General features: G+C 41.0%; 18 protein-coding genes and 1 riboswitch. Of the genes, 12 read left to right on the plus strand and 6 right to left on the minus strand.

The window, feature by feature from the left end:
* Positions 1–18 precede the first annotated feature (18 nt).
* The 7 genes from BM375_RS05320 to BM375_RS05350 all read left to right on the plus strand — a co-directional run bounded on the left by BM375_RS05320 (position 19) and on the right by BM375_RS05350 (position 7,710).
* The gene (locus BM375_RS05320) at positions 19–360 is read left to right on the plus strand and encodes a hypothetical protein (protein WP_244525832.1); all 342 of its coding nucleotides are present in this window, start codon (positions 19–21) and stop codon (positions 358–360) included.
* 183 nt (positions 361–543) lie between these two features.
* Positions 544–2,079 (plus strand): SulP family inorganic anion transporter, encoded by a 1,536-nt coding sequence (locus BM375_RS05325; protein ID WP_093364229.1) that lies wholly within the window; start codon positions 544–546, stop codon positions 2,077–2,079.
* A gap of 227 nt (positions 2,080–2,306) precedes the next feature.
* A complete protein-coding gene (locus BM375_RS05330; protein ID WP_093364231.1) occupies positions 2,307–2,954 on the plus strand; it encodes a carbonic anhydrase in 648 nt (215 codons plus the stop codon).
* Between the two features lie 120 nt (positions 2,955–3,074).
* Positions 3,075–4,952: a DNA mismatch repair endonuclease MutL gene (gene mutL / locus BM375_RS05335; RefSeq protein ID WP_093364232.1), complete on the plus strand. Its 1,878-nt coding sequence runs from the start codon at positions 3,075–3,077 to the stop codon at positions 4,950–4,952.
* Between the two features lie 18 nt (positions 4,953–4,970).
* Positions 4,971–5,684, plus strand: a complete 714-nt coding sequence (locus tag BM375_RS05340; RefSeq protein WP_093364234.1) for a rhomboid family intramembrane serine protease — start codon at positions 4,971–4,973, stop codon at positions 5,682–5,684.
* Between the two features lie 2 nt (positions 5,685–5,686).
* Positions 5,687–6,592, plus strand: a complete 906-nt coding sequence (locus BM375_RS05345) for a rhomboid family intramembrane serine protease (RefSeq protein WP_093364235.1) — start codon at positions 5,687–5,689, stop codon at positions 6,590–6,592.
* A complete protein-coding gene (locus tag BM375_RS05350) occupies positions 6,592–7,710 on the plus strand; it encodes an endonuclease/exonuclease/phosphatase family protein (protein ID WP_093364237.1) in 1,119 nt (372 codons plus the stop codon). The genes BM375_RS05345 and BM375_RS05350 overlap by 1 nt, the downstream gene beginning before the upstream one ends.
* On the opposite strand, the gene BM375_RS05355 is transcribed toward BM375_RS05350, so the two are convergent.
* Positions 7,694–9,304: a S41 family peptidase gene (locus BM375_RS05355; RefSeq protein ID WP_093364238.1), complete on the minus strand. Its 1,611-nt coding sequence runs from the start codon at positions 9,302–9,304 to the stop codon at positions 7,694–7,696. The genes BM375_RS05350 and BM375_RS05355 overlap by 17 nt on opposite strands.
* Positions 9,305–9,528: 224 nt before the next feature.
* Here BM375_RS05355 and BM375_RS05360 point away from each other — a divergent pair, with 224 nt between their 5' ends.
* The 3 genes from BM375_RS05360 (at position 9,529) to BM375_RS05370 (ending at position 12,148) form a co-directional block, all read left to right on the plus strand.
* A complete protein-coding gene (locus tag BM375_RS05360; RefSeq protein WP_093364240.1) occupies positions 9,529–10,098 on the plus strand; it encodes a hypothetical protein in 570 nt (189 codons plus the stop codon).
* A 120-nt stretch (positions 10,099–10,218) separates the two neighbouring features.
* The gene (fumC, locus tag BM375_RS05365) at positions 10,219–11,616 is read left to right on the plus strand and encodes a class II fumarate hydratase (protein WP_093364241.1); all 1,398 of its coding nucleotides are present in this window, start codon (positions 10,219–10,221) and stop codon (positions 11,614–11,616) included.
* A gap of 31 nt (positions 11,617–11,647) precedes the next feature.
* Positions 11,648–12,148 carry a fumarate hydratase gene (locus tag BM375_RS05370; RefSeq protein ID WP_139227503.1) on the plus strand — a complete coding sequence of 167 codons (501 nt, stop codon included), beginning with the start codon at positions 11,648–11,650 and terminating at the stop codon, positions 12,146–12,148.
* Between the two features lie 70 nt (positions 12,149–12,218).
* Here BM375_RS05370 and BM375_RS05375 read toward each other — a convergent pair whose 3' ends face one another.
* The gene (locus BM375_RS05375; RefSeq protein WP_139227504.1) at positions 12,219–13,499 is read right to left on the minus strand and encodes a hypothetical protein; all 1,281 of its coding nucleotides are present in this window, start codon (positions 13,497–13,499) and stop codon (positions 12,219–12,221) included.
* Positions 13,500–13,647: 148 nt separating this feature from the next.
* On the opposite strand from BM375_RS05375, the gene BM375_RS05380 reads away from it, so the two are divergent.
* A complete protein-coding gene (locus BM375_RS05380; protein ID WP_093364246.1) occupies positions 13,648–15,318 on the plus strand; it encodes a glutamine--tRNA ligase/YqeY domain fusion protein in 1,671 nt (556 codons plus the stop codon).
* 128 nt (positions 15,319–15,446) lie between these two features.
* Here the strand turns inward: BM375_RS05380 and BM375_RS05385 are convergent, their stop codons facing one another.
* The gene (locus BM375_RS05385) at positions 15,447–18,461 is read right to left on the minus strand and encodes a glycosyltransferase family 117 protein (protein WP_093364247.1); all 3,015 of its coding nucleotides are present in this window, start codon (positions 18,459–18,461) and stop codon (positions 15,447–15,449) included.
* Positions 18,462–18,652: 191 nt separating this feature from the next.
* Here BM375_RS05385 and BM375_RS05390 point away from each other — a divergent pair, with 191 nt between their 5' ends.
* Positions 18,653–19,036 carry an HU family DNA-binding protein gene (locus tag BM375_RS05390; RefSeq protein ID WP_093364249.1) on the plus strand — a complete coding sequence of 128 codons (384 nt, stop codon included), beginning with the start codon at positions 18,653–18,655 and terminating at the stop codon, positions 19,034–19,036.
* Positions 19,037–19,137: 101 nt separating this feature from the next.
* On the opposite strand, the gene metF is transcribed toward BM375_RS05390, so the two are convergent.
* The 3 genes from metF to BM375_RS05405 form a co-directional block, all read right to left on the minus strand.
* Positions 19,138–20,094, minus strand: a complete 957-nt coding sequence (metF, locus tag BM375_RS05395) for a methylenetetrahydrofolate reductase [NAD(P)H] (protein WP_093364250.1) — start codon at positions 20,092–20,094, stop codon at positions 19,138–19,140.
* A 50-nt stretch (positions 20,095–20,144) separates the two neighbouring features.
* A riboswitch (SAM riboswitch) is annotated at positions 20,145–20,251 on the minus strand.
* A 37-nt stretch (positions 20,252–20,288) separates the two neighbouring features.
* Positions 20,289–20,813: a ribosome maturation factor RimM gene (gene rimM / locus BM375_RS05400; protein WP_093364251.1), complete on the minus strand. Its 525-nt coding sequence runs from the start codon at positions 20,811–20,813 to the stop codon at positions 20,289–20,291.
* 112 nt (positions 20,814–20,925) lie between these two features.
* A complete protein-coding gene (locus tag BM375_RS05405; RefSeq protein ID WP_093364253.1) occupies positions 20,926–21,468 on the minus strand; it encodes a 30S ribosomal protein S16 in 543 nt (180 codons plus the stop codon).
* Between the last annotated feature and the right edge of the window lie 6 nt (positions 21,469–21,474).

A 21,474-nucleotide genomic window follows, 5' to 3' on the forward strand; every position in this document is an offset into this window, starting at 1 on the left:
AACTGTAAAAAACAGAAAGTGAAAAAGAATATCAGACAAATAATTGCAGCCAAGATATGCTTTGCCGTCTTTTTAACAAAGATGCTCATATCGGCTACACCTATGTTTGTCGATGTTTTGGATCAGGGAACGATACTTCAGGTTGTCCTTCAACTGGAGATCGAAAATACGGCAAATGGGAACAATCCATCAGAGGATTTGCACGAAACCGGATCCAAATTTTTCAGTACAGAGAGTTCAGACTACCTGACATTCTGCCCTATTGCAGAAAACCAAGGCAAGCAAAACAATTATCTCCGGAATGAAAAGCTTATTTACTCTTTCCATCCTTCCGTTCCCACCCCGCCTCCTAACTGTTAATTCTATTTTTTCGCAAGGCATAAACTTCACTAGGAATATCCCTAGGATTTTTCATGCCGTTATTCATTGGAATTGTGCACAGCGCGATCATCTTTGTTATGAACTATGGCTTTTAAGCCTACCGAAACAACAAGATACAAATCGTTGTGCCCTTATTGAAACAGTCAAAATTAAAATATTTTTATGTTAGGAACTCGTGTATCTGCTTTTCTAAAATTATCGAAAAGAGATTTAAAATATGACTTCCCGGCAAGTGTTGTAGTCTTTTTAGTAGCCTTACCACTATGTTTGGGTATAGCAATGGCCTCCGGTGCTCCATTGTTTGCAGGAATTTTAACCGGAATTATTGGAGGTATTGTTGTTGCCAGCATCAGCAAATCGCCCCTAAGCGTTAGTGGACCTGCAGCTGGGCTAACCGTTATCGTCCTTGGTGCCATAGAACAACTTGGTGCTTATGAGACATTCCTTTTGGCAGTAGTAATTGCCGGTGTCGTACAGTTGATACTGGGAATTATCAAAGCAGGGATGATAGGCAACTATTTCCCCTCTGCTGTCATCTTAGGGATGCTGGCTGCCATCGGTATTACCATCATTTTGAAACAAATACCGTTGGCTTTTGGTTTGACAGAAGATCATGCCTTTGAATTGGACAACGGCGGCGGGATAGCTGCATTTAAAGACACCTTGCTTTCTGGTATCAATTGGGGCGCAACGATTATATGTTTTCTATCACTGGCCGTATTGATATATTGGCCGAAGATCAAGGGATTAAGCAAGGTTCCAGCACCATTAGTAGTCGTGTTACTGGGAGTGGGCTTGGCTTTGGCATTCAACGGAACCGCTATGGCAATCACGGACAGCCATTATGTGGTTATCCCTGTAGTTTCTTCTTTCCAAGAGTTCACAAACCTGTTCATCTTTCCAGATTTCTCACAAATCTTGAACAAAGATGTATGGGTCGTAGCTATTACCATTGCTATTATTGCCAGCTTAGAGACACTTTTAAGTATTGAGGCCGTGGATAAGCTTGATCCTTTCAAACGTAACACACCTACCAATAGAGAGTTGATCGCACAAGGAATTGGAAATATGTCCAGCGGTATGTTAGGTGGTCTTCCGATGACTTCGGTAATCGTACGCTCTTCAGCCAATGTGCAAGCAGGTGGACGTACCAGACAAGCCGCAATGTTACACGGGATGTGGCTTTTGGTTGCTTTACTTGTCATTCCGGGAATAATCAATATGATTCCGCTATCGTGTTTGGCAGCTATCCTTTTGCACACAGGCTACAAATTAGCTAAACCGGAACTATTCAAGAGCATGCTGCGCAAAGGATTAGATCAGTTTATTCCATTTGTGATTACCATTGTAGCTATCGTTTTCACAGATCTACTGATGGGTGTAGGAATCGGTATTTTGGTCGCGGTATTCTATATTATCAGAGCCAACATGCAAAATGCATTCAAGATTGAAGTAAAAGAAAAAGACGGAGAAAATACGGTTGTCATGACACTCGCTGAGGAGGTTTCTTTCTTGAACAAAGTGCCTATTCAGCAAAAATTATATAACTTGCCTAAGAATACCGGAGCCATTCGTATTGATGGCCGATATAGCAAGTTTATCGACAAAGACGTAATCGAAGTACTGCGTGATTTCGAAATGAATGCAGTCAGCAAGGGTATCAATATCGAATTGGATTCTATTACATACAAGAAGTAAAGACTTGAAAAAGAGGGGGTCTAAAAGCTTCCTCTCGACAGGAACTCTATTAATTTGTCATGTTGACGATAGGAGACATCTATAGAAGCTACTTTAGCTCATAGATCCCTGCCTACCGCAGACAGGCTTCCTTGGTCAGGATGACAAAAAAGTTGATTATTAATTTTAACACTTAAAACAAAACTTGTCTAAAAAATATTTATAAGACAAAAAAAATATAAAACAATATGGGACAAAAAGAATTAGAGATCGGTTACAACAAAATATTAGACGGAAACAAAGAGTGGGTTGAGTTTGTCAAGAATGACTCGACAGGCCGCTTTGAGCAGTTTGCAAAAGGCCAAAGTCCAGAAATTTTATGGATAGGCTGTGCAGATAGCCGCGTGCCTGCAAACGAGGTAACAGGTAGAAAACCTGGTGAAGTTTTTGTCCACCGTAACATTGCGAACATGTGTGTGCATTCTGACATGAGTATGTTGTCAGTATTGGACTATGCTGTAAATGTATTAAAAGTAAAACACATTATCGTAGCTGGTCACTATGGCTGTGGAGGTGTAGCAGCTTCTTTAAGCCAAAAACAATTCGGCATTATCGACAACTGGTTGTGCCACATCAAAGATGTTTACCGACTACACGCGGCCGAAATCGATGCTATTTCTGATTCAGAAGAAAAAACAAACCGTCTGGTTGAACTGAATGCCAAAGAGCAGGTCTTCAACCTATGCACAACTTCTATTGTTCAAAACGCATGGAAGAACGGCCAAGACTTAGCCGTGCATGGTATGGTAATCAACATTGTTACAGGTGAATTGATCGACTTAGACACCACATTTACCAGCAACGAGTCTTTGGGCAAAGTATTTGCTTTCAAATAGGCTCTTAACACAATTAGAAGAAAATAGCGAGACCTTCGATGGTACTCGCTATTTTTTTATCCTCTTCTAAGTTTATCACTTCCTTTATAAGCATCTATCAATTTCGTAACTTTGCTTCGTATGACAGATATTATTCAGTTATTGCCCGATTCGGTGGCCAACCAGATAGCAGCAGGTGAAGTTGTTCAACGCCCGGCATCTGCCGTGAAGGAACTTATGGAAAACGCCATCGATGCCGGAGCAGACAAGATAAAGCTTATCGTCAAAGATGCAGGAAAATCACTCATCCAAGTGATTGACAACGGCTGTGGCATGAGTGTCACTGATGCCCGTCTATGCTTTGAGCGGCACGCTACTTCTAAAATACGCAAAGCAGAAGATCTATTTGCCATACGCACCATGGGTTTTCGAGGCGAAGCTATGGCATCCATTGCCGCTATCGCCCAAGTAGAACTCAAAACCCGCCGTGTGGAAGATGAACTGGGAACCATCATTGAAATCGAAGGATCAAAAGTGATAGATCAACATCCCGAGGCACTACCTGCGGGCACCAGTATATCGGTAAAGAATCTGTTCTTCAACATTCCTGCCCGCCGTAATTTTTTAAAAAGCAATCCGGTGGAGATGCGCCATATCATTGATGAATTTCAGCGCATAGCCCTGGCGCATTCCGATATCTTTTTCAGCCTGCACAGCGATGGAAACGAGCTATTTCATTTACCTGCCGAAACACTAAAACAGCGGATTGTCCACCTCTTTGGCAACAATTACAACCAACGCTTAGTCCCTGTGGAAGAAGACACGACCATCATTAATATACATGGCTTTATCAGCAAGCCCGAGTTTGCAAAAAAGACAAGGGGAGAGCAGTTCTTCTTCGTGAATAACCGTTTTGTCAAAGATCCCTATCTGAATCATGCGGTCATGAATGCTTACGATGATATTCTTCCATCTGATACTTATCCACTCTATGTTTTATTCATAGATATTGACCCGGCAAAAATTGATATCAACGTCCACCCAACAAAGACAGAAATCAAATATGAGGATGATAAAGCTATTTATGCTATCCTCCGTTCTGCGGTAAAACGTTCATTAGGTCGTTATAACATTACACCTTCCTTGGATTTCAACCAAGAGACCAGCTTTGCCAACCTGATTACAGACAAGCCATTGGAAGAAATTCAAGCTCCCACTATATCGTTCAATCCAAACTTTAATCCTTTTGAAGAGGGAAAAAGCCCGTCCTCCGGCACACGTTCTTCCGCCTATGCCGAAGGTTTGGAACGAAAAGCTGGAATACCCCAAAACTGGGATACCCTATACAAAATAACCAACCAGGAGGAAACGGAACAGCTTTCTTTGCTTCCAGAGAAAGAATCTATTGCTGTGGTAGAAACCCCAGCAAATGAGCGGACAAACACTAAACAGTTCTTTCAATTGCATCAGCGTTTTATAGTATCACAGATACACTCCGGCTTTATGCTCATTGACCAACAAGCAGCACATGAAAGAATACTGTTTGAACAATACAAAGAGCAACTTGAAAACAACCAAGGGAGCAGTCAACAGAGTTTATTTCCGCAAACTATCGAATTGAGTGCAGCAGATTTTGCTTTAATGGAGGATATTTTGCAGGAAATACAGACTTTGGGGTTTCAGTTACGACCGTTCGGGAAAACAACATACATTATTGATGGTATTCCTGCGGATTTAGGCACCAATGTAAATGAAACAAAAATTCTTGAACAACTTTTAGAGGATTTTAAAAATAATAGTGATAACTTAAAGCTTGATAAAAGAGAGAATCTGGCAAGAAGCCTAGCAAAAAACGCATCGATAAAAGCCGGAGTGGCTTTGGACAATGAAGAGATGGCAGAACTTATCGATAAGCTTTTTGCAACCGAATCGCCAAGTATATCTCTCTATGGGAAACCAACGATCGTTACTATCACCTTGCAAGAGCTAATGGAACGATTTGGCAAAAACATACGTTAAACAGACTAATTTTTCTATATGAACAACCTTCTTTCAAATCTGCCTCCAGTAGTTAAAAACCTACTTATAATCAATATTATCTGTTTCATCGGGTCGCTGATATTCGAGCAAGCTACTCGTTTTTTTGGTGTATTCTATCCAGACTCGCCATTTTTTCACGTCTGGCAAGTAATTACTTACATGTTCATGCATGGCGGATTTAGTCATATTTTCTTTAATATGTTTTCCCTGGTTATGTTCGGGCCAATTATTGAGCAGATTTTAGGATCAAAACGTTTTTTGAATTTTTACCTAATTTGCGGTATTGGAGCTTTAGTATTACAATACGGGGTCCAAGCTGCTGAAGTTTATAATATTGCAGGGACAATCCGAGCTTCTGAATATATTAACTTTGACATGCTCAACAATCGAGTAAGCTCAAATCTGCCTATAAGTCAACAAGACTTCAATACCTTGGCTTCTATCTACGCTACACCGCTGGTTGGTGCTTCAGGGGCTATTTATGGCTTGCTTTTAGCTTTTGGCTATTTGTTTCCAAATATGTCGCTGTACCTGTTTTTTATTCCAGTACCGATTAAAGCAAAGTTTTTTATCCCGATTTTAATACTCATTGAAATATATTTAGGCTTTTCCCATTCGGGCGATTCTATTGCTCACTTAGCTCACGTAGGTGGTGCTTTGTTTGCATTTATCCTGCTGAAAGTATGGGGAATTAAGAGAGGTTATCAATAATTATGGAGAGAAAAGAAAATGTGTTAAGGGCCTTTTGGCGAGACACCTATCGTAGCAAGTCTCCCATCCCTTATATCTTATCTGCACAGGTATTATTATTTGTGCTGATTCATTTTTTTGATTTATTGAAAGAGGTAAACCTTATCCAAATGCCCCTATACGACTATGCACTGGATTATCTACGGCTGCCTCTTTCTCCCGAAAGATTTTTAACCCAACCGTGGTCACTCATTACCTATTCTTTCCTCTACACAGGACTCTTCCACTTATTGTTTGACTGCCTGTGGTTATATTGGATTGGCAACACATTTCTCAATTTTCTCAATAAAAGACAGTTTCTGTTTGTCTATATTTCAAGCATACTAACAGGAGGCATTCTGTATGTCCTGTTAGGGTTTATCCCGATCTTGCACCAGAGCTTTCAAACATCTTTCAGTAGCTCTGCCTTTGCCATTGGTGCTTTAGTCGCCAGTATCGCGACACTAGTCCCGCAAATGCACATCCGATTGTTTCTTTTTGGCAACGTGCAACTCAAAACCATCGCTATTGTTTATACAGCTCTACAGCTGGTATTCATAGCTTTAGTAAACAAAGCCGGCGCAGTCACTTTTCTTATCATGGTATTTGGAGGAATCTTATTCACATATGCTTTGCAGCGAGGCAACGATTGGAGCTTACTATTTAAAAAGACCAAACCCAGTAAGCTAAAGGTCGTACATAGAAACAATAACCTTACAGGTAGTGCGTTAAAATATAAACATCAATCGGACTTACCCAATCAGGATGAAATTGATTATATCTTGGATAAAATTTCAGTAAGCGGCTATGATAGCTTGACGTCATATGAAAAAGAAACGCTTTTCAGAGTAGGTGATGACTACGATGAGGAAGAGGAGGAATACGAATAATGGCAAGAAAGTCGATATTCAAAAAGAAATTAGGGTACTTTAGCAGAACGGTCATGCTTGGCAACTGTCTAGCTGTACTCTTGTTATTGCTCAGTTATTCGGCTTCTTTCATCAATCCAAAAACTGTTTGGCCTATTGCCTTCTTGGGTTTAGGATATTTACCTATATTATTGATCAATCTGGGATTCGTAGCGTATTGGCTCTTACGTAAACCAAGATATGCCCTACTTACGCTGATTCCTATCCTACTGGGATGGAACTTGCTCTCGCAGCACATCGGCTTTCGAACGCAGAACACAGCCTCTGAAAAAAGTGATTCCACTCTACGTATTATGACGTATAATGCACACCTTTTCAAAGAAATCAAAAACCCTACCACGAAAGACTTTAAACAAGGAGCTATTGATTTAATCAACAAAACAGATCCAGACATTCTTTGTATGCAGGAGTTTTTTACCAAAATCAAAGGACAACAGCAATTCAGTAAAATTCTAGCACAAGATGCTGGATTTGAGGATTTCTACTTTGCTCCTGCGATGAAGAGTGAGCATGAAGGGTACGGACAGATTATTTTTTCCAAATTCCCCATCATCAACAAAGGAACAATCACCCAAAATGAATATGGGATAAACCGTATCATCTTCGTCGATATTGTCCGCCAGCAAGATACAATCCGCGTCTATAATGTTCATCTGCGATCTTTTGCGCTACAAAACGAAGACAAAGAATTTATTCAAAACCCTTCTGCAAATACGCATACAGAAGAAAAAGCTACTCATCGTGTAGGTCGCAAGCTCAAAGACGCATTCGAAAAACGTAGTAAACAAGCCCAAGCTTTACGTGAACATATCGATGCAACACGTTATCCGGTCATCGTTATGGGAGATTTTAATGACACCCCTATGTCCTATAGCGTCAATCTGATTAGCAGAGGCCTTAAAAACACGTTTAGGGAAAAAGGACAGGGCTGGGGTGTAACGCATTACGAGATGCTCCCCCTATTTCAAATAGATTATATGTTATGCAGCAAGGTATTTCAAGTCGAAAATTACCAGATTGTCAAAGAAAAGCTCTCCGACCACTACCCTATCTGGGCAGATATTAGCTTGCTACCTTAACAAGGCCATATCGTTCCAAGGCTTTTTTGATAAAAGAATCACCCCTGTTCTTCACCTTGAAATAGGCTTCACGACCAAAATAATACCGCCCTACTAACGCTTCAATATCGGTTTCTATCAAATCTCTCAGTTCAGCCTTTCTACGGTCGGAAATTAGAAGCCCTTCACTTCGCACAAAATCGATGAAAGCATGGTACTCATTATCCGGCAGGTTATACCCCTGCAAAAAGTTTTCAATGGAATATGCGGGAAGTTGCTTGGTAAACCGTGAATATACAAATTGCTCAATAAAGCTATAACGCAACAGATCCTGATACAACAGGCTGAGCGAGTTGGAATCTTGTGGAACGATAATATCAGGCAAGATTCCACCACCGCTATACACTTGGTTTCCGGCATTGGTTTGAAAGACTTTGCCATGTGCATAAAGCGTATCAACAGCCCATAGTCCTTTGTACATGGAGTTGAAATCCACCATATTCGACCAATTTGCCGTATATTTTTTCTGTATACTACGTCCTAAAGGAGTGAAATAGCGCGCAATACTGAGGTTTATAGTAGACCCATCAGGAAAATCAAATTGTTCCTGCACAATTCCTTTCCCGAAAGAACGCCGCCCAATAATAATGCCTCGATCCCAATCCTGGACCGCACCAGCTACAATTTCACTTGCAGAAGCTGTTTGCTCGTTAATCAGAACAGTTAACTCTCCCGTTTCAAATTCACCATTTCCCTCCGAATGATAATTATGCCGCTCCTCATGCGCACCCTCTGTGTATACGATAAGACGCCGATCGTGAAAAAACTCACTAGCCATCTTGATAGCTACATGGAAATATCCACCTCCGTTATCCCGCAAATCCAAAATCAATCGTTTCGCTCCTTGCTTTTTCAGCTCAACAAGGGCCGTTTTAAACTCTTCAGCCGTATTCACACCGAATCGCCTCACCTTGATATAGCCGACTGTCGGTTCAATCATATAGACTACGTCTAGTGAACTCACCGTCACCTGGTCCCGCACCACCTTAATCGGCTCAGTTAATGACAAAGAATCCCGTTGAATGTGAATATTGACGGAAGAACCTCGTTTACCACGAATCAACCGTTCGATTTCCTCTCGGGACACCTGTACACCGGCAACTTGCCGTTCACCGATCTTCAGAATTTTATCCCCTACCCGAAAGCCCGCTTTATCCGCCGGGCCATTATTGATTAAGGAAACAATAAGTAAGGTATCATTCAGATTGAAATATTCCATGCCTATTCCTTCAAACGTACCTTCCAGAATCTCAGTCTGCCGCTTGGATTCGTTAGGCACTAAATAGGAGGAATAAGGATCCAAATGCGAAATAATATGGTTGATTGCCCCATGCTGTATGGAATCCATGTCCACACTATCCACATAGGTGTTGGAAATCAAATCCATCAGCTGTTGGATCTTCCAAGTGTCGTTGGACAGTCCAATCGGCACAAGACTACTTCCCGGCTTGCTCCCCTGCTCATTGACATAATTCTGTCCTAGAATTATGCCCAAAAGCAAGACCGCTGCGTAAGTCGCAGCCACAAAAATATTCCGTTTAGTACCTTTTTGCATGGATAGTATTCGGTTGCAAAATTAATATAGTTTTATCAAATTATTGATAAACAAAAATAATATTCTGAATCAGCAGAATATACAGAAATCTCCTCGAAAATCCTAATATCGCTTATAACAATTAAGAGACAATCATAAGGGGTAAATGTTTTCTCATCTAATCCTCCCAACAAAGCAAAAAAACTATATTTTTTTATATGTTTGGGGTTTCAAAGTCCTTAGTCATGCACGAGATTGAACCCTACTACCGATGGCGCGACGATTACATCGCCGCTGATGACGAACGGTCCCCTTTCTATGGAACGGTTTACAGCGAATTCGAATTTGATAAACAGATATATAATTACCTGTTACATCCGCAATGGGACGCTTTTGGGTCGCTGACACTCTATCTGAAAGTACTTTACGCAGACTACGAAAAAGGCTATGCTATTATTGAGTTGATCGGCGAATGGAATGATGCCATCTATAACGACATCATGATTCTCAAACGAGAGTTGATAGATATTATGATCGGAGAAGGGATTAACAAATTTATACTCATTGGCGAGAATGTCTTGAACTTCCACAGCTCTGATGATTCTTACTATGAAGAATGGTATGAAGACATAGAAGACGGTTGGGTCGTTGCTATTAACTTTCGTGAACATGTCATCCAAGAGTTCAAATCTATGAACATTGATTACTATATCAATTTCGGGGGTGATTTCAACGAGTTCCCTTGGCGTACCTTAAAACCCAGACAACTCTATCATCATATCCAAGAGCGTATAAACAAGCGGTTAGGAATGTAGAACAGATTCGGTTTTCTCCCTGCTTTTTCATACTTTTGAGCAGACGTTTTGTAGCGATTACACATAGTTGCCCATTCGTCACTTTTTTGACTTGTATTTTTTAATTTTTACTTTAACATCATGTCATTCAGAATAGAAAAAGATACCATGGGTGAAGTTCAAGTACCTGCAGATAAATACTGGGGTGCGCAGACCGAACGTTCACGTAACAACTTCAAAATCGGACCAGCCGCTTCTATGCCAAAAGAGATCATCGAAGGCTTTGCTTACTTGAAAAAAGCTGCTGCTTATGCCAACCACGAATTAGGGGTATTACCCGTAGAAAAGCGTGATGCTATCGCCGCAGTTTGTGACGAGATTTTGGCTGGCAAACTTGATGACCAGTTTCCTTTAGTAATTTGGCAAACAGGTTCAGGAACACAGTCCAACATGAACGTAAACGAGGTTGTGGCAAACCGTGCACAGGTATTGGCAGGTGGCAAAATCGGCGAAGGAGAACCCGTATTAAAAGCAAACGATGATGTCAACAAATCGCAATCATCTAACGATACTTTCCCTACAGGTATGCACATTGCTGCCTACAAAGCTGTAGCGGAGGTAACTATCCCTGGTGTGGAAAAATTGCGCGACACCCTTAAGCGTAAATCCGAAGAATTCATGCATGTCGTAAAAATAGGCCGTACCCACTTAATGGATGCGACTCCATTGACATTAGGACAAGAAATTTCAGGTTATGTAGCACAGCTTAACCACGGCTTGAAAGCTTTAAAAAATACTTTGTCTCACCTTTCTGAGCTTGCTTTAGGCGGTACTGCTGTAGGAACCGGCTTGAATACGCCCCAAGGATACGATGTCGTGGTTGCAAAATACATCGCAGATTTCACAGGACATCCTTTCGTAACTGCCGAAAATAAATTCGAAGCCTTAGCAGCACATGACGCTATTGTTGAAACACACGGCGCATTGAAACAGCTTGCTGTAGCTTTGAATAAAATCGCTAACGACATCCGCATGTTGGCTTCAGGCCCTCGTTCTGGTATCGGCGAAATTTTGATTCCTGAAAATGAACCGGGGTCATCCATTATGCCGGGTAAAGTAAATCCAACGCAGTGTGAAGCATTAACTATGGTCGCAGCCCAAGTAATGGGTAACGATGTAGCCATTACTATTGGTGGTACACAAGGTCATTACGAACTAAACGTATTCAAACCTGTGATGGCAGCCAACTTCCTACAATCAGCTCGCCTAATAGGAGATGCCTGCGTTTCTTTCGACGAGCACTGTGCACAGGGAATAGAACCGAATCATGCCCGTATCAAAGAATTGGTAGACAACTCATTGATGTTGGTTACCGCTTTGAACACCAAAATTGGTTATTACAAAGCTGCAGAGATCGCACAAACTGCACATAAAAACAATTCCACATTGAAGGAAACAGCTATTGCATTAGGTTATGTAACAGCGGAGCAATTCGATGAATGGGTGAAACCAGAGGATATGGTTGGAAGTTTAAAATAGATTAGTGATTTATTCCTCATATAAATACAACATGAAAGCATGTCTATCCATTTGGATAGCCATGCTTTTCTTTACAAGTAGCTGTGTCCGTCATTCGGAAATGCAATCAGAAGGAGCCGACTACCTACAAGGTGTATGGATTCAGGATAGCATTCCTAATCAATCTCAAATGTTGGATTATACGCTGCATGAATTCAAATTCACTTGTGATTCCATATACACCGTCATGAAAGTTCATGCCAAAACGCAACGGATTCCAGATTCCTGTTATCAAGACGGCAAATGGACAGAATATGCAAAAGGTGTGTACGTCATCCGTGGCGACAGTCTCATCGGAGAAGGTATATACGCCAAGCCTAATGGGAAATATAAAGCTTCCGGATGTTACCGCACGGGAACTTATCTCCCACGGTATAAAGTGGCTTATCATGATACAGACTCTTTAGTCCTTGAGAGTCGTTTTGACCAACGTCCTATCATTCTACGCAAAACACAAAATATCACTTGTGTTCCTAAAAAACGTTGGGAATAGATAGTGATAAGTGACCTATTGTAAGTGATAAGTAAACAGACTGGTAACTTCTCACTTACTACTGACCACTTTATTGCACAAACTGTCCATCCTGATTAATTGCCTTGACATAAGCACTGGCATATCTATCGAGGATAGCTGCAAATTGATAACGGCTGACCTGTGCCTCCCTATCAAAACTTCCTTCAAATTTTAACTTTGAAGACCAATCCTTTTCTATTTGTTTTTCAATTTCTTCACCGCGCATGCCTACAAAACGAATGAGATCCAGAAAATTCGCCCAAGTCATTTCCTCATCCGTATTGTCCACAAACCAGAGCTGACTCCTGCTGTACAACTGTCTGAAGATAGGCTCTATTTCTGCAAAAGTCACGGCTTTCTCTTTTCCTAAATAAAATCCCCTATCTTTTGTACTTCCTTTAAAAATACCCGACAGACCAAGCCGCTGCACAGCCCCAAAGTTGACGTCCTCAATAGCTATATCTTGATAAGGGACAATTCTTGCCCCATAAAGTAACAATTCACTTTGCAGCTTTCGTACATCAATCTTGTCCGAAGTCGTTTTGAAAAATGCCAGATAACTTGCCGCTGCCCCCATTGCCTGCCCTATTGCAGCCTTTATCGGTAAGCCAGTGCTTTCGTCAGATAATAATTGCTGCACGCCTAATATACTAAAGATCCCATCACGTTCGGAAAACAACAATTGTTGCAAGGACACACCATAGATATCCCCAGCCGCTTCCCCTGAAGCAAGCAACGTCCGATACTGTTCCTTTTCCAATTGACTGATAGGTAATATCCGTCCAGGTTTTGCCCAAGTATTCTCTTGAGATAATAAAGTGGGCAACTGTTGTTCATTACTTCCATCCACCATGGCACGAACTTGATAACGGTGCTTATTGGTCAATACAACTTCCCATCCTTTCTTTACCGGTTTCAAACTTTCTATCCTCTCTCCACGAACGACCGTCAAATTAGTTTGTTTAGATAATATTCTTTCCACTGCATTTTGAACCAATCTCGGACTCATATCCTTTTTGATAACAATGGCCAAGGAATCGTTCCGCTGTTTGGACAATCCAACTTCCATAAGCAGTTCCATCCATATTCCCCCGTCCAAAGCAGGAAGATTTTCAATGGAGAGTTGCTGTGTGAAAAGCTCCGGAAGTATATCTTGCGCATCCACCACCCAAAGAGTTGGCACATCCGATTTTGCACCTTGTACAGCCGCCGCAAAGGACAGCATATCGTGGCCATAAACCAACAATTCCGGCTTTTTAGTCTTTTGGGCATATAACATATTGTCAACTGCAAACCATATAAGGAAGAATACCAATATCTGTCTGTACATATACATACTTTACTTAAGGAGCTAAAAATACACATTTTAAACGGGAATGATTCTCGGATGCGACAGTAAATAAAATGTGATTTTATATTCTTATACTTCCCAACTTTTAGACCTTCGGAAATCAGCACGAAATAATTAACTTTGCAGGATGTTAAATGATGAAAAACCACTGAATTTTATCGAGGAGATTATCGAAGAAGATCTTCGTAAAGGAACCCATGACGGACGTGTACTGACACGCTTTCCGCCAGAACCTAATGGTTATCTCCATATCGGTCATGCCAAGTCTATCTGCTTAAACTTTGGTTTGGCGCAGAAGTACAATGGCAAAACAAACCTTCGTTTTGACGACACCAACCCAGTGACAGAGGACACCGAGTATGTCGAAAGTATTAAACAAGATATTCAGTGGTTAGGTTACCAATGGGCTGAAGAGCTATATACCTCAGATTATTTTGAAACTTTGTATGGCTATGCTGTCCAACTTATCAAAAAAGGTTTAGCTTATGTGGACGACAGTAGCGCAGAAGAAATTGCTGCAGCTAAAGGTACACCTACCGAGGCTGGAAAACCCACACCTTACCGTAACCGTTCTATCGAAGAGAACTTACAACTCTTCGAAGAGATGCGTGAAGGAAAATACAAAGATGGTGAAAAAGTATTACGTGCTAAGATTGATTTGGCCAACCCCAACATGCATCTGCGTGACCCTTTGTTGTACCGCATCAAGCATGCTCATCACCACCGTACAGGCGATCAATGGTGCATTTACCCAATGTATGATTTTGCCCATGGACAATCCGATTCCATCGAAAAAATCACGCATTCCATCTGTACCCTGGAGTTTATTCCACACCGTGCATTATACGATTGGTTAATTGAACAATTAGAAATATTCCCATCTAAACAATATGAATTTGCACGCCTAAACATGACCTATACGGTGATGAGTAAGCGTAAGCTTTTACAATTGGTTAACGAGAAACATGTAGAAAGCTGGGACGACCCTCGTATGCCAACAATTTCAGGCCTTCGTCGTCGAGGTTATACGCCAGCTTCCATCCGCAACTTCTGTGAGCGAATTGGTGTGCAGAAACGAGAAAACATGATAGATGTAGGTTTATTGGAGTTTTGTATACGTGAGGACCTTAACCAAACAGCTTGGCGTCGCATGGCCGTATTGGATCCTATCAAATTGGTAATTACCAACTATCCAGATGGACAAACCGAGGAACTTATTGGGGAGAACAACCCAGAAGTAGAAGGAGGAGAAGGTTCTCGTGTACTTCCATTCTCCAAAGAGCTTTGGATTGAACGTGATGATTTCATGGAAGAACCACCGAAGAAATTTTTCCGATTAGGTCCTGGACTATCCGTACGCTTGAAACATGCTTATATTGTGGAATGCCACGATTTTGTGAAAGATGAAAAAGGGAAAGTTACCGAAGTGCATTGTACCTATGTCCCTAATTCAAAATCTGGTGAAGACACCTCTGGATTGAAAGTCAAAGGGACTATCCACTGGGTTTCTGCAGCACATGCCAAACAAGCTGAAGTAAGGTTGTATGACCGTCTCTTCAACGAAGAGAACCCCGCAGCAACGGAAGATTTTAAATCATCGATTAATCCCGATAGCTTACAAATCATCGAGAAGGCATATATCGAATCGGACTTAGCACATGCTGAAGCAGGCAAAGGATACCAATTTATCCGGTTAGGCTATTTTACCTTAGATACTAAATCTACAGCAGACCACTTGGTGTTCAACCGTACGGTAACACTCAAAGATAGCTGGGCGAAGGAAGTAAAGAAAGGCTAAAAAACGCGTCATTGCGAGGAAGCATGACGAAGCAATCTGCGTTTTTGACATCATCAGATTGCTTCGTCACCTCGCAATGACGATGATATTTCGCTTTTCAGACAAGGACTGCGCCTCCTTTTTCTCTTTTATTCCCCGAGATATTTATCCCGATAATGCGTAAATGTCTTATTCACCTGTGCATACAGCTCCTTCTCTCCTGTTCCTTCCAAAATCCTGTCATACATCTCCAAAACGGCTAAAGAATAGCGTATCTTACGGGTATCCAATGCTTCGGGTTTATCATTGGCAAGGGATTCTGCATAGTCCAAATAGTCTTTTACAAAAGATATGTTCCGTTTCACCACATTATTGGCCAGTTCGATTTCTTCCGTTTTATATAAGGTATCTACAATATCGGTATAGCTTAACGCTTCATTCAAGCTATAACTCCGCTTAGGCAACAGCTCAACTGCTTTTATAGCCACCTCCTTGGCTTTTGCCAAATCGCCCTGCTGTTTTAATAATTGCGAAGCCTGTACATAAACATCCGGATAGATAAAATTTTCCATGAGTCGACGAGAATCCACATCTACAAAGTTCATACTCCCATATTTGCCCCATTGAAAAGTATGCACGGCATTCTGATACAGCTTTTCAACATTACCGGCCAACTGTCCGTCTTCCTGCCCCGGTAGCGAAACAGGCATTAGCCTTCGCACAATTCCCTCATCTACAATATATTTATCCAGTCCTGCCATATTTTCCGCAGGCGTATAGTTCGTAAAATAAATAGGTCTTTGCCAGTTATTTTCCAATATAATCGCCATTAGGCTTAATTCTGCACGTGAAACATGGTTCTGCGGGTATTCCCACTGCATTTTGTCCACCACATAATCCTTCCAGGCAGAAGGCACCACATTATTCGCTATGACGGCTTCTTTATCTACGCTCATCTGTATTTTTTTCGCTGGCAGATAATTGAACCATTCTCCAGATTGCATTTCTACCTGGTTCACTCGATTACCAGACAACAAGAATTCCAACAATGTATCTACATTGACATAATCGTTGATCCCTCTATCCACAAAAGGCAGATAATCACGAATGCCTTCATCTAACTTCGAGGTATCAAAAGGCAATTTTACTGGAGCAGCCTCATTTACCTGATTGTTCAGCTGCCGCACATACCAATGTGACGTCAGGTAGCTCAGATTCACAATGCGCACATCTGTACGTATACCCTCTACCTCCTGCAAATACCACAATGGAAACGTGTCATTATCTGCATAGGTAAACAATATAGCATTCGGTTCACAGGACATCAGATAATTGTAGCCCATATCCCTTGCCAACGAACGGTCAGAACGGTCATGGTCATCCCAATTTTCCGAAATCAGCAATATCGGTGCTGCAAACATACAAACCAGCCCCGAAGTAATAACAGATGTTCTCATGCTCGCTTTACGACGCAAGAAATCTACAACAGCCATCACACCCAACCCTATCCAAATAGAAAAGGCATAAAACGACCCTGCATACGCATAGTCACGCTCTCTTGGCTGTATAGGTGTTTGATTGAGATATATGACAATTGCTACTCCAGTAAAGAAGAACAACAATGCCACAATAGAAGCAAAGCGTTTATCCCTACGGAAATGCCAAATTAATCCCATTACACCAATAAATAAAGGAAGGAAATAATAGACATTACGACTCGGGTTGCTACGCATAGCATCAGGCAAATCCTTTTGACCACCTACCAATACATTATCTACTGCCTTTATCCCCGAAATCCAATTCCCATCGCTATAACCACCATAATTTTGTTCATCATTTTGTCTACCGGCAAAGTTCCAAAAGAAATAACGGCCATACATATTGCCTAACTGGTACTTAAAGAAAAACTGCAAATTATCTGCAAAAGTGGGACTTTCGTTAGCCGACAATCCAAGATACGAACGATAATAATCAGCATGCTTACTGCTGTAAACACGCGGGAACAGTGTTTCTTTATCAAATGTATATTCCGAAACGCCACTCATCTTTTCGTATTTATGTTCTCCTTTTTTATAAGTTTCCGATGGCTTTACACCTGTCACCTGCGCATCGAAAGTTTGTCCCTTTAACAATGGTTCTTTCGCATATTGAACTCGTGTAACATAGCCTAAGAAAGAATAGACATTATCGGGAGCATTGTTGTTCAACGGCGGATCGGCATGTGCACGGATAGCAATCATCGCGAATGACAGATAACCAAAACAAACAAAGCTCAGGCTCAACAAACTAATATTAAGAATAGGTTTTATTCGCAATACGCTATAACGTATTCCCCAAACCAATCCCCCGACCAAAAGCAAAAAGAAAAATACAATCCCTGAACCGAAGCCCAATCCTAATTGGTTGACGAAGAACACATCAAAACTTGCGGCTAACCGAAGAGAATATTGAATAGCACCCCATAGTATAAAAGCCAATATCACGATACCAATCAATAAAGCTTTTGCTCCGCCTTTCCAGGTAATAAGCTGATTTTTCCGAAAGTAAATAACCAGTGCTATCGCAGGAATAGTCAGGAGGTTCAATAAATGTACTCCAATAGACAAGCCCATAATATAGGCGATCAGAATCAACCAGCGATTGGCATCAGGCTCATCTGCCCGACGCTCCCATTTCAATATCAACCAAAAGACTACAGCTGTACAGAGCGAAGACATTGCATATACTTCCGATTCTACTGCTGAATACCAAAATGTATCTGTAAAACTATAAGCCAAAGCACCAACCGCACCTGCAAGCATAATTTGCACCGTTTCCCAAGTTGTAGGCTGTTCACTTTTCCGCAGCACAACCTTTCGGGTTAATGCCGTTATTGTCCAGAAAAGAAACAGTATAGTCAGGCCACTACACAAAGCCGAACCGACATTCATCCAGAAGGCAATCTTTGATACATCCCCCATCGCCAGATTAGAAAACACATTTTGTATCATCAAGAACAACGGAGCTCCGGGTTGATGCACAATCTGCAACTTATTGGCAGAAGCAATAAACTCACCCGTATCCCACCAGCTGTTAAACCGATCTGCCGTAAGGAGATAAACAATAGTCGCGATAAGTGCACAAAGCCATCCGATCAGATTATTTGTTGTATTGTAGCTCTTCATAAATATTATTGTTGGTTAATTTAAAGCTACGCTATATCTGTTGTTAAAAAGAAGCTGTTAACAAAATTTAACAATCGATAGTTTTAGCACTTATTACCCTCAAGACATTTGGCATCTCTCCGCAAGAATAATTATGTTTGTTTTACACAGAGAAAGCAAAGCTTTAAATACATAACCAAATAGATTTAATTATGTCCATTAAATACAACGTTCACGAAATCGGCAATGCTATAGACCCCACAGCACCAAAAAAGTTTTACGTCCGTCCTATCAGTTCGGGAGAAATCACATTAGATGAACTAGCTTCGCAGATATCCCATTCCTGCTCTTTGACGGAAGCCGACGTTTATGGTGTCCTCCATAGCTTAATTCGTGAAATCCCAAGAGCCCTCGCTGATGGATATATCGTACGACTGGGCAATTTAGGATCCTTTAGAATGAGCATTAACAGCACTGGAAGCGATAGTCCACAAGAAGTTTCCGAAGAGAATATCTATAAAAGACGGCTCATCTTCACTGCAGGAAAACAGATGAAGAAAGCATTGGAGAAAATACAATTTGAAAAAAATGAATAACGAATGAAGTCCATCAATGAACGCAATTCGGTGCGTAAAACAAATTGCCTATTCAATTTCTCCAAATTGAATAGGCAATTTATCAAAGTCCCCGTAGCGAGTTATGCAAGTTGCTCTACAATCTTTTTAGTTGGCCCGGGATTACTCATCGTATAAAAGTGTAGGACCGGCGCACCAAATTCAATAAGCTCCTGACACATATTCACCATCCATTCCGTGCTGATTTGCTGTACTTCGGCATTGTTTTTACACGCAGACACCGCATCACTCAATTCTTCCGGAATATCCAGGTGGAAGATCTTTGGTAAAGCAATCAATTGTTTTTTGGTCGTCAGAGGCTTCAAGCCCGGAATAATAGGGACATGAATATCATGTTCGCGACATTTGGTTACAAATTCTTTGTACTTCTCTACATTGTAGAACATCTGCGTAACGATAAACTCGGCTCCCATTTCCACTTTCTTTTTCAACCACTTAAAGTCGGTATTGAAATTGGGAGCTTCAAAATGTTTCTCCGGATAGCCTGCTACACCAATGCAAAAATCAGTTTTCTCAGAGATTGCAATATCTTCGTGTAAATACTTCCCCTGATTCATATCCGCAACTTGCTGCAACAAATCGGTCGCATAAGCATGTCCGCCAGGGGTAGGTATGAAATCAGCATCACCTTTACGAGCATCTCCACGCAGAACAAGGACATTATCAATCCCCAAGAAGTTAAGATCGATGAGAGCATTTTCAGTTTCCTCTTTGGTGAAACCACCACAGATTAAGTGAGGGACAGCATCTACCTTATATTTATTCATGATAGCCGCACAGATAGCTACAGTACCCGGACGTTTTCTATACGCCACACGCTCCAACAAGCCGCTTGCATGCTGTTTATACAGATAATCTTCCCGATGGTAAGTTACATCAATAAATGGTGGCTTAAATTCCATCAATTCATCCATCGTCTTAAAGATACTCTGTATGCCCTGCCCTTTGGCAGGTGGCAACAGTTCAAAAGAAAACAAAGTCTTCCCTTTTGCGTTTTTGATATGATCTACAATTTTCATGTTTTTTTCGATTTAGGCTTAGAGAAAACGCACAAAACCCTGTGTTTTTCAGCTTATCTTTCCCAACTTTTCTATTGAGTAGAACGTAGCACCTTGACCTTGTGTCAGGTTGCTAAGGCTTCAGCGGGTCTATTCCCTCTGCCTTTCTCTATAAGCGGATGCTAATATCGGGAATAGAATTAAAATTTAAAAATTTAACCCCTATAAACATCCACAAGCCCTTCCGGTAATTCGACAACAATGACTTCTTCCTCGGGGTCTATACCACGAATCAAATCCGTGTTCAATGGAAACATCAGTTCAGCCCCTTCAAAATCCACCGTCGCCATAAACTGTTGGGGTAATTCACGTACGTCTACAATCTCACCAAGTTCGCCCTCATTTTCATCAACAACCAGATATCCTATTAAATCTGAATACCGAAAATCATCGGGATCTCTTTCCGGCATCTTATCCTTCGGTAGATAGGCTTTCTTTTTCAAAAGTGGTTGTGCTTTATCCACATGGTCAATATCTTCTAAATTAAGATAAGCTGTACTATTGTTGTGTATTTTGATGCTATCTACAAAGTAAGGCACCAATTTCTTATTGACTTCCAGAAAAACAACATCAAAGTCAAGGTCTTTATAATCCTCAAACTCAAAAAAAAGTTGCATTTCACCTTTTAGCCCACGTGTCTTGGTGATATAGCCAATGTAAAAAGCTTCGTTGATATCCATATTGCAAAGTAAAAAGTAAAAAGTAAAAAGGCAAAGAGAAATAGGAAGTTTAATTCATTAAAAAAGCCGAACTCTAATGAATTCGGCTTCCTTGAATCTGTATGAATAGAAATTATCCTTCAGTTTCTTCTGTGTTTTCAGCACCTTCTGTTGCTTCAGGAGCTTCAACTTCCTCTTCCGCAGTTTCTTCTGCAGCAGGCGTGTTTTTAGCAACGATAGCAGCAGCTCTGTCAGCTTTTTTCTTCGCTTCAGCAGCAAGAGCTTCTTTTTTAGCACTCTCTTTAGTTTGTGCTAAACCTGATTTTTTACCTTCGATTTGAGCTTCTTTAGATTCTAACCATTGCGTAAATAGTTCTTCAGCTTTAGCTTCATCAAAAGCACCTTTTTTAACACCACCTTCTAAATGTTTTTTGTAAAGAACACCTTTGTAAGAAAGGATAGCGCGAGCAGTATCAGTAGGTTGTGCACCAACATTCATCCAGTATAACGCTCTGTCAAAATCCAAAACGATAGTTGCTGGGTTTGTGTTAGGGTTGTAAGAACCTAAACGCTCGATGAATTTACCATCACGTGGAGCACGTGAATCGGCTACTACTACGTGGTAAAAAGGTTTTCCTTTTTTACCGTGTCTTTGCAATCTGATTTTAGTTGCCATGTTTTC

Origin of the sequence: Sphingobacterium wenxiniae (assembly GCF_900116225.1) — a bacterium.
GTDB classification, from domain to species: domain Bacteria; phylum Bacteroidota; class Bacteroidia; order Sphingobacteriales; family Sphingobacteriaceae; genus Sphingobacterium; species Sphingobacterium wenxiniae.

Coding starts and splice junctions, on each gene's coding strand:
- metF (WP_093364250.1), bottom strand. CDS start 20,094: ATGAAAATTGTAGATCATATCAAAAACGCAAAAGGGAAGACTTTGTTT.
- BM375_RS05350 (WP_093364237.1), top strand. CDS start 6,592: ATGGCAAGAAAGTCGATATTCAAAAAGAAATTAGGGTACTTTAGCAGA.
- BM375_RS05330 (WP_093364231.1), top strand. CDS start 2,307: ATGGGACAAAAAGAATTAGAGATCGGTTACAACAAAATATTAGACGGA.
- mutL (WP_093364232.1), top strand. CDS start 3,075: ATGACAGATATTATTCAGTTATTGCCCGATTCGGTGGCCAACCAGATA.
- BM375_RS05345 (WP_093364235.1), top strand. CDS start 5,687: ATGGAGAGAAAAGAAAATGTGTTAAGGGCCTTTTGGCGAGACACCTAT.
- BM375_RS05325 (WP_093364229.1), top strand. CDS start 544: ATGTTAGGAACTCGTGTATCTGCTTTTCTAAAATTATCGAAAAGAGAT.
- BM375_RS05360 (WP_093364240.1), top strand. CDS start 9,529: ATGCACGAGATTGAACCCTACTACCGATGGCGCGACGATTACATCGCC.
- BM375_RS05380 (WP_093364246.1), top strand. CDS start 13,648: ATGTTAAATGATGAAAAACCACTGAATTTTATCGAGGAGATTATCGAA.
- BM375_RS05355 (WP_093364238.1), bottom strand. CDS start 9,304: ATGCAAAAAGGTACTAAACGGAATATTTTTGTGGCTGCGACTTACGCA.
- BM375_RS05370 (WP_139227503.1), top strand. CDS start 11,648: ATGAAAGCATGTCTATCCATTTGGATAGCCATGCTTTTCTTTACAAGT.
- BM375_RS05405 (WP_093364253.1), bottom strand. CDS start 21,468: ATGGCAACTAAAATCAGATTGCAAAGACACGGTAAAAAAGGAAAACCT.
- fumC (WP_093364241.1), top strand. CDS start 10,219: ATGTCATTCAGAATAGAAAAAGATACCATGGGTGAAGTTCAAGTACCT.
- BM375_RS05385 (WP_093364247.1), bottom strand. CDS start 18,461: ATGAAGAGCTACAATACAACAAATAATCTGATCGGATGGCTTTGTGCA.
- rimM (WP_093364251.1), bottom strand. CDS start 20,813: ATGGATATCAACGAAGCTTTTTACATTGGCTATATCACCAAGACACGT.
- BM375_RS05340 (WP_093364234.1), top strand. CDS start 4,971: ATGAACAACCTTCTTTCAAATCTGCCTCCAGTAGTTAAAAACCTACTT.
- BM375_RS05375 (WP_139227504.1), bottom strand. CDS start 13,499: ATGTACAGACAGATATTGGTATTCTTCCTTATATGGTTTGCAGTTGAC.
- BM375_RS05390 (WP_093364249.1), top strand. CDS start 18,653: ATGTCCATTAAATACAACGTTCACGAAATCGGCAATGCTATAGACCCC.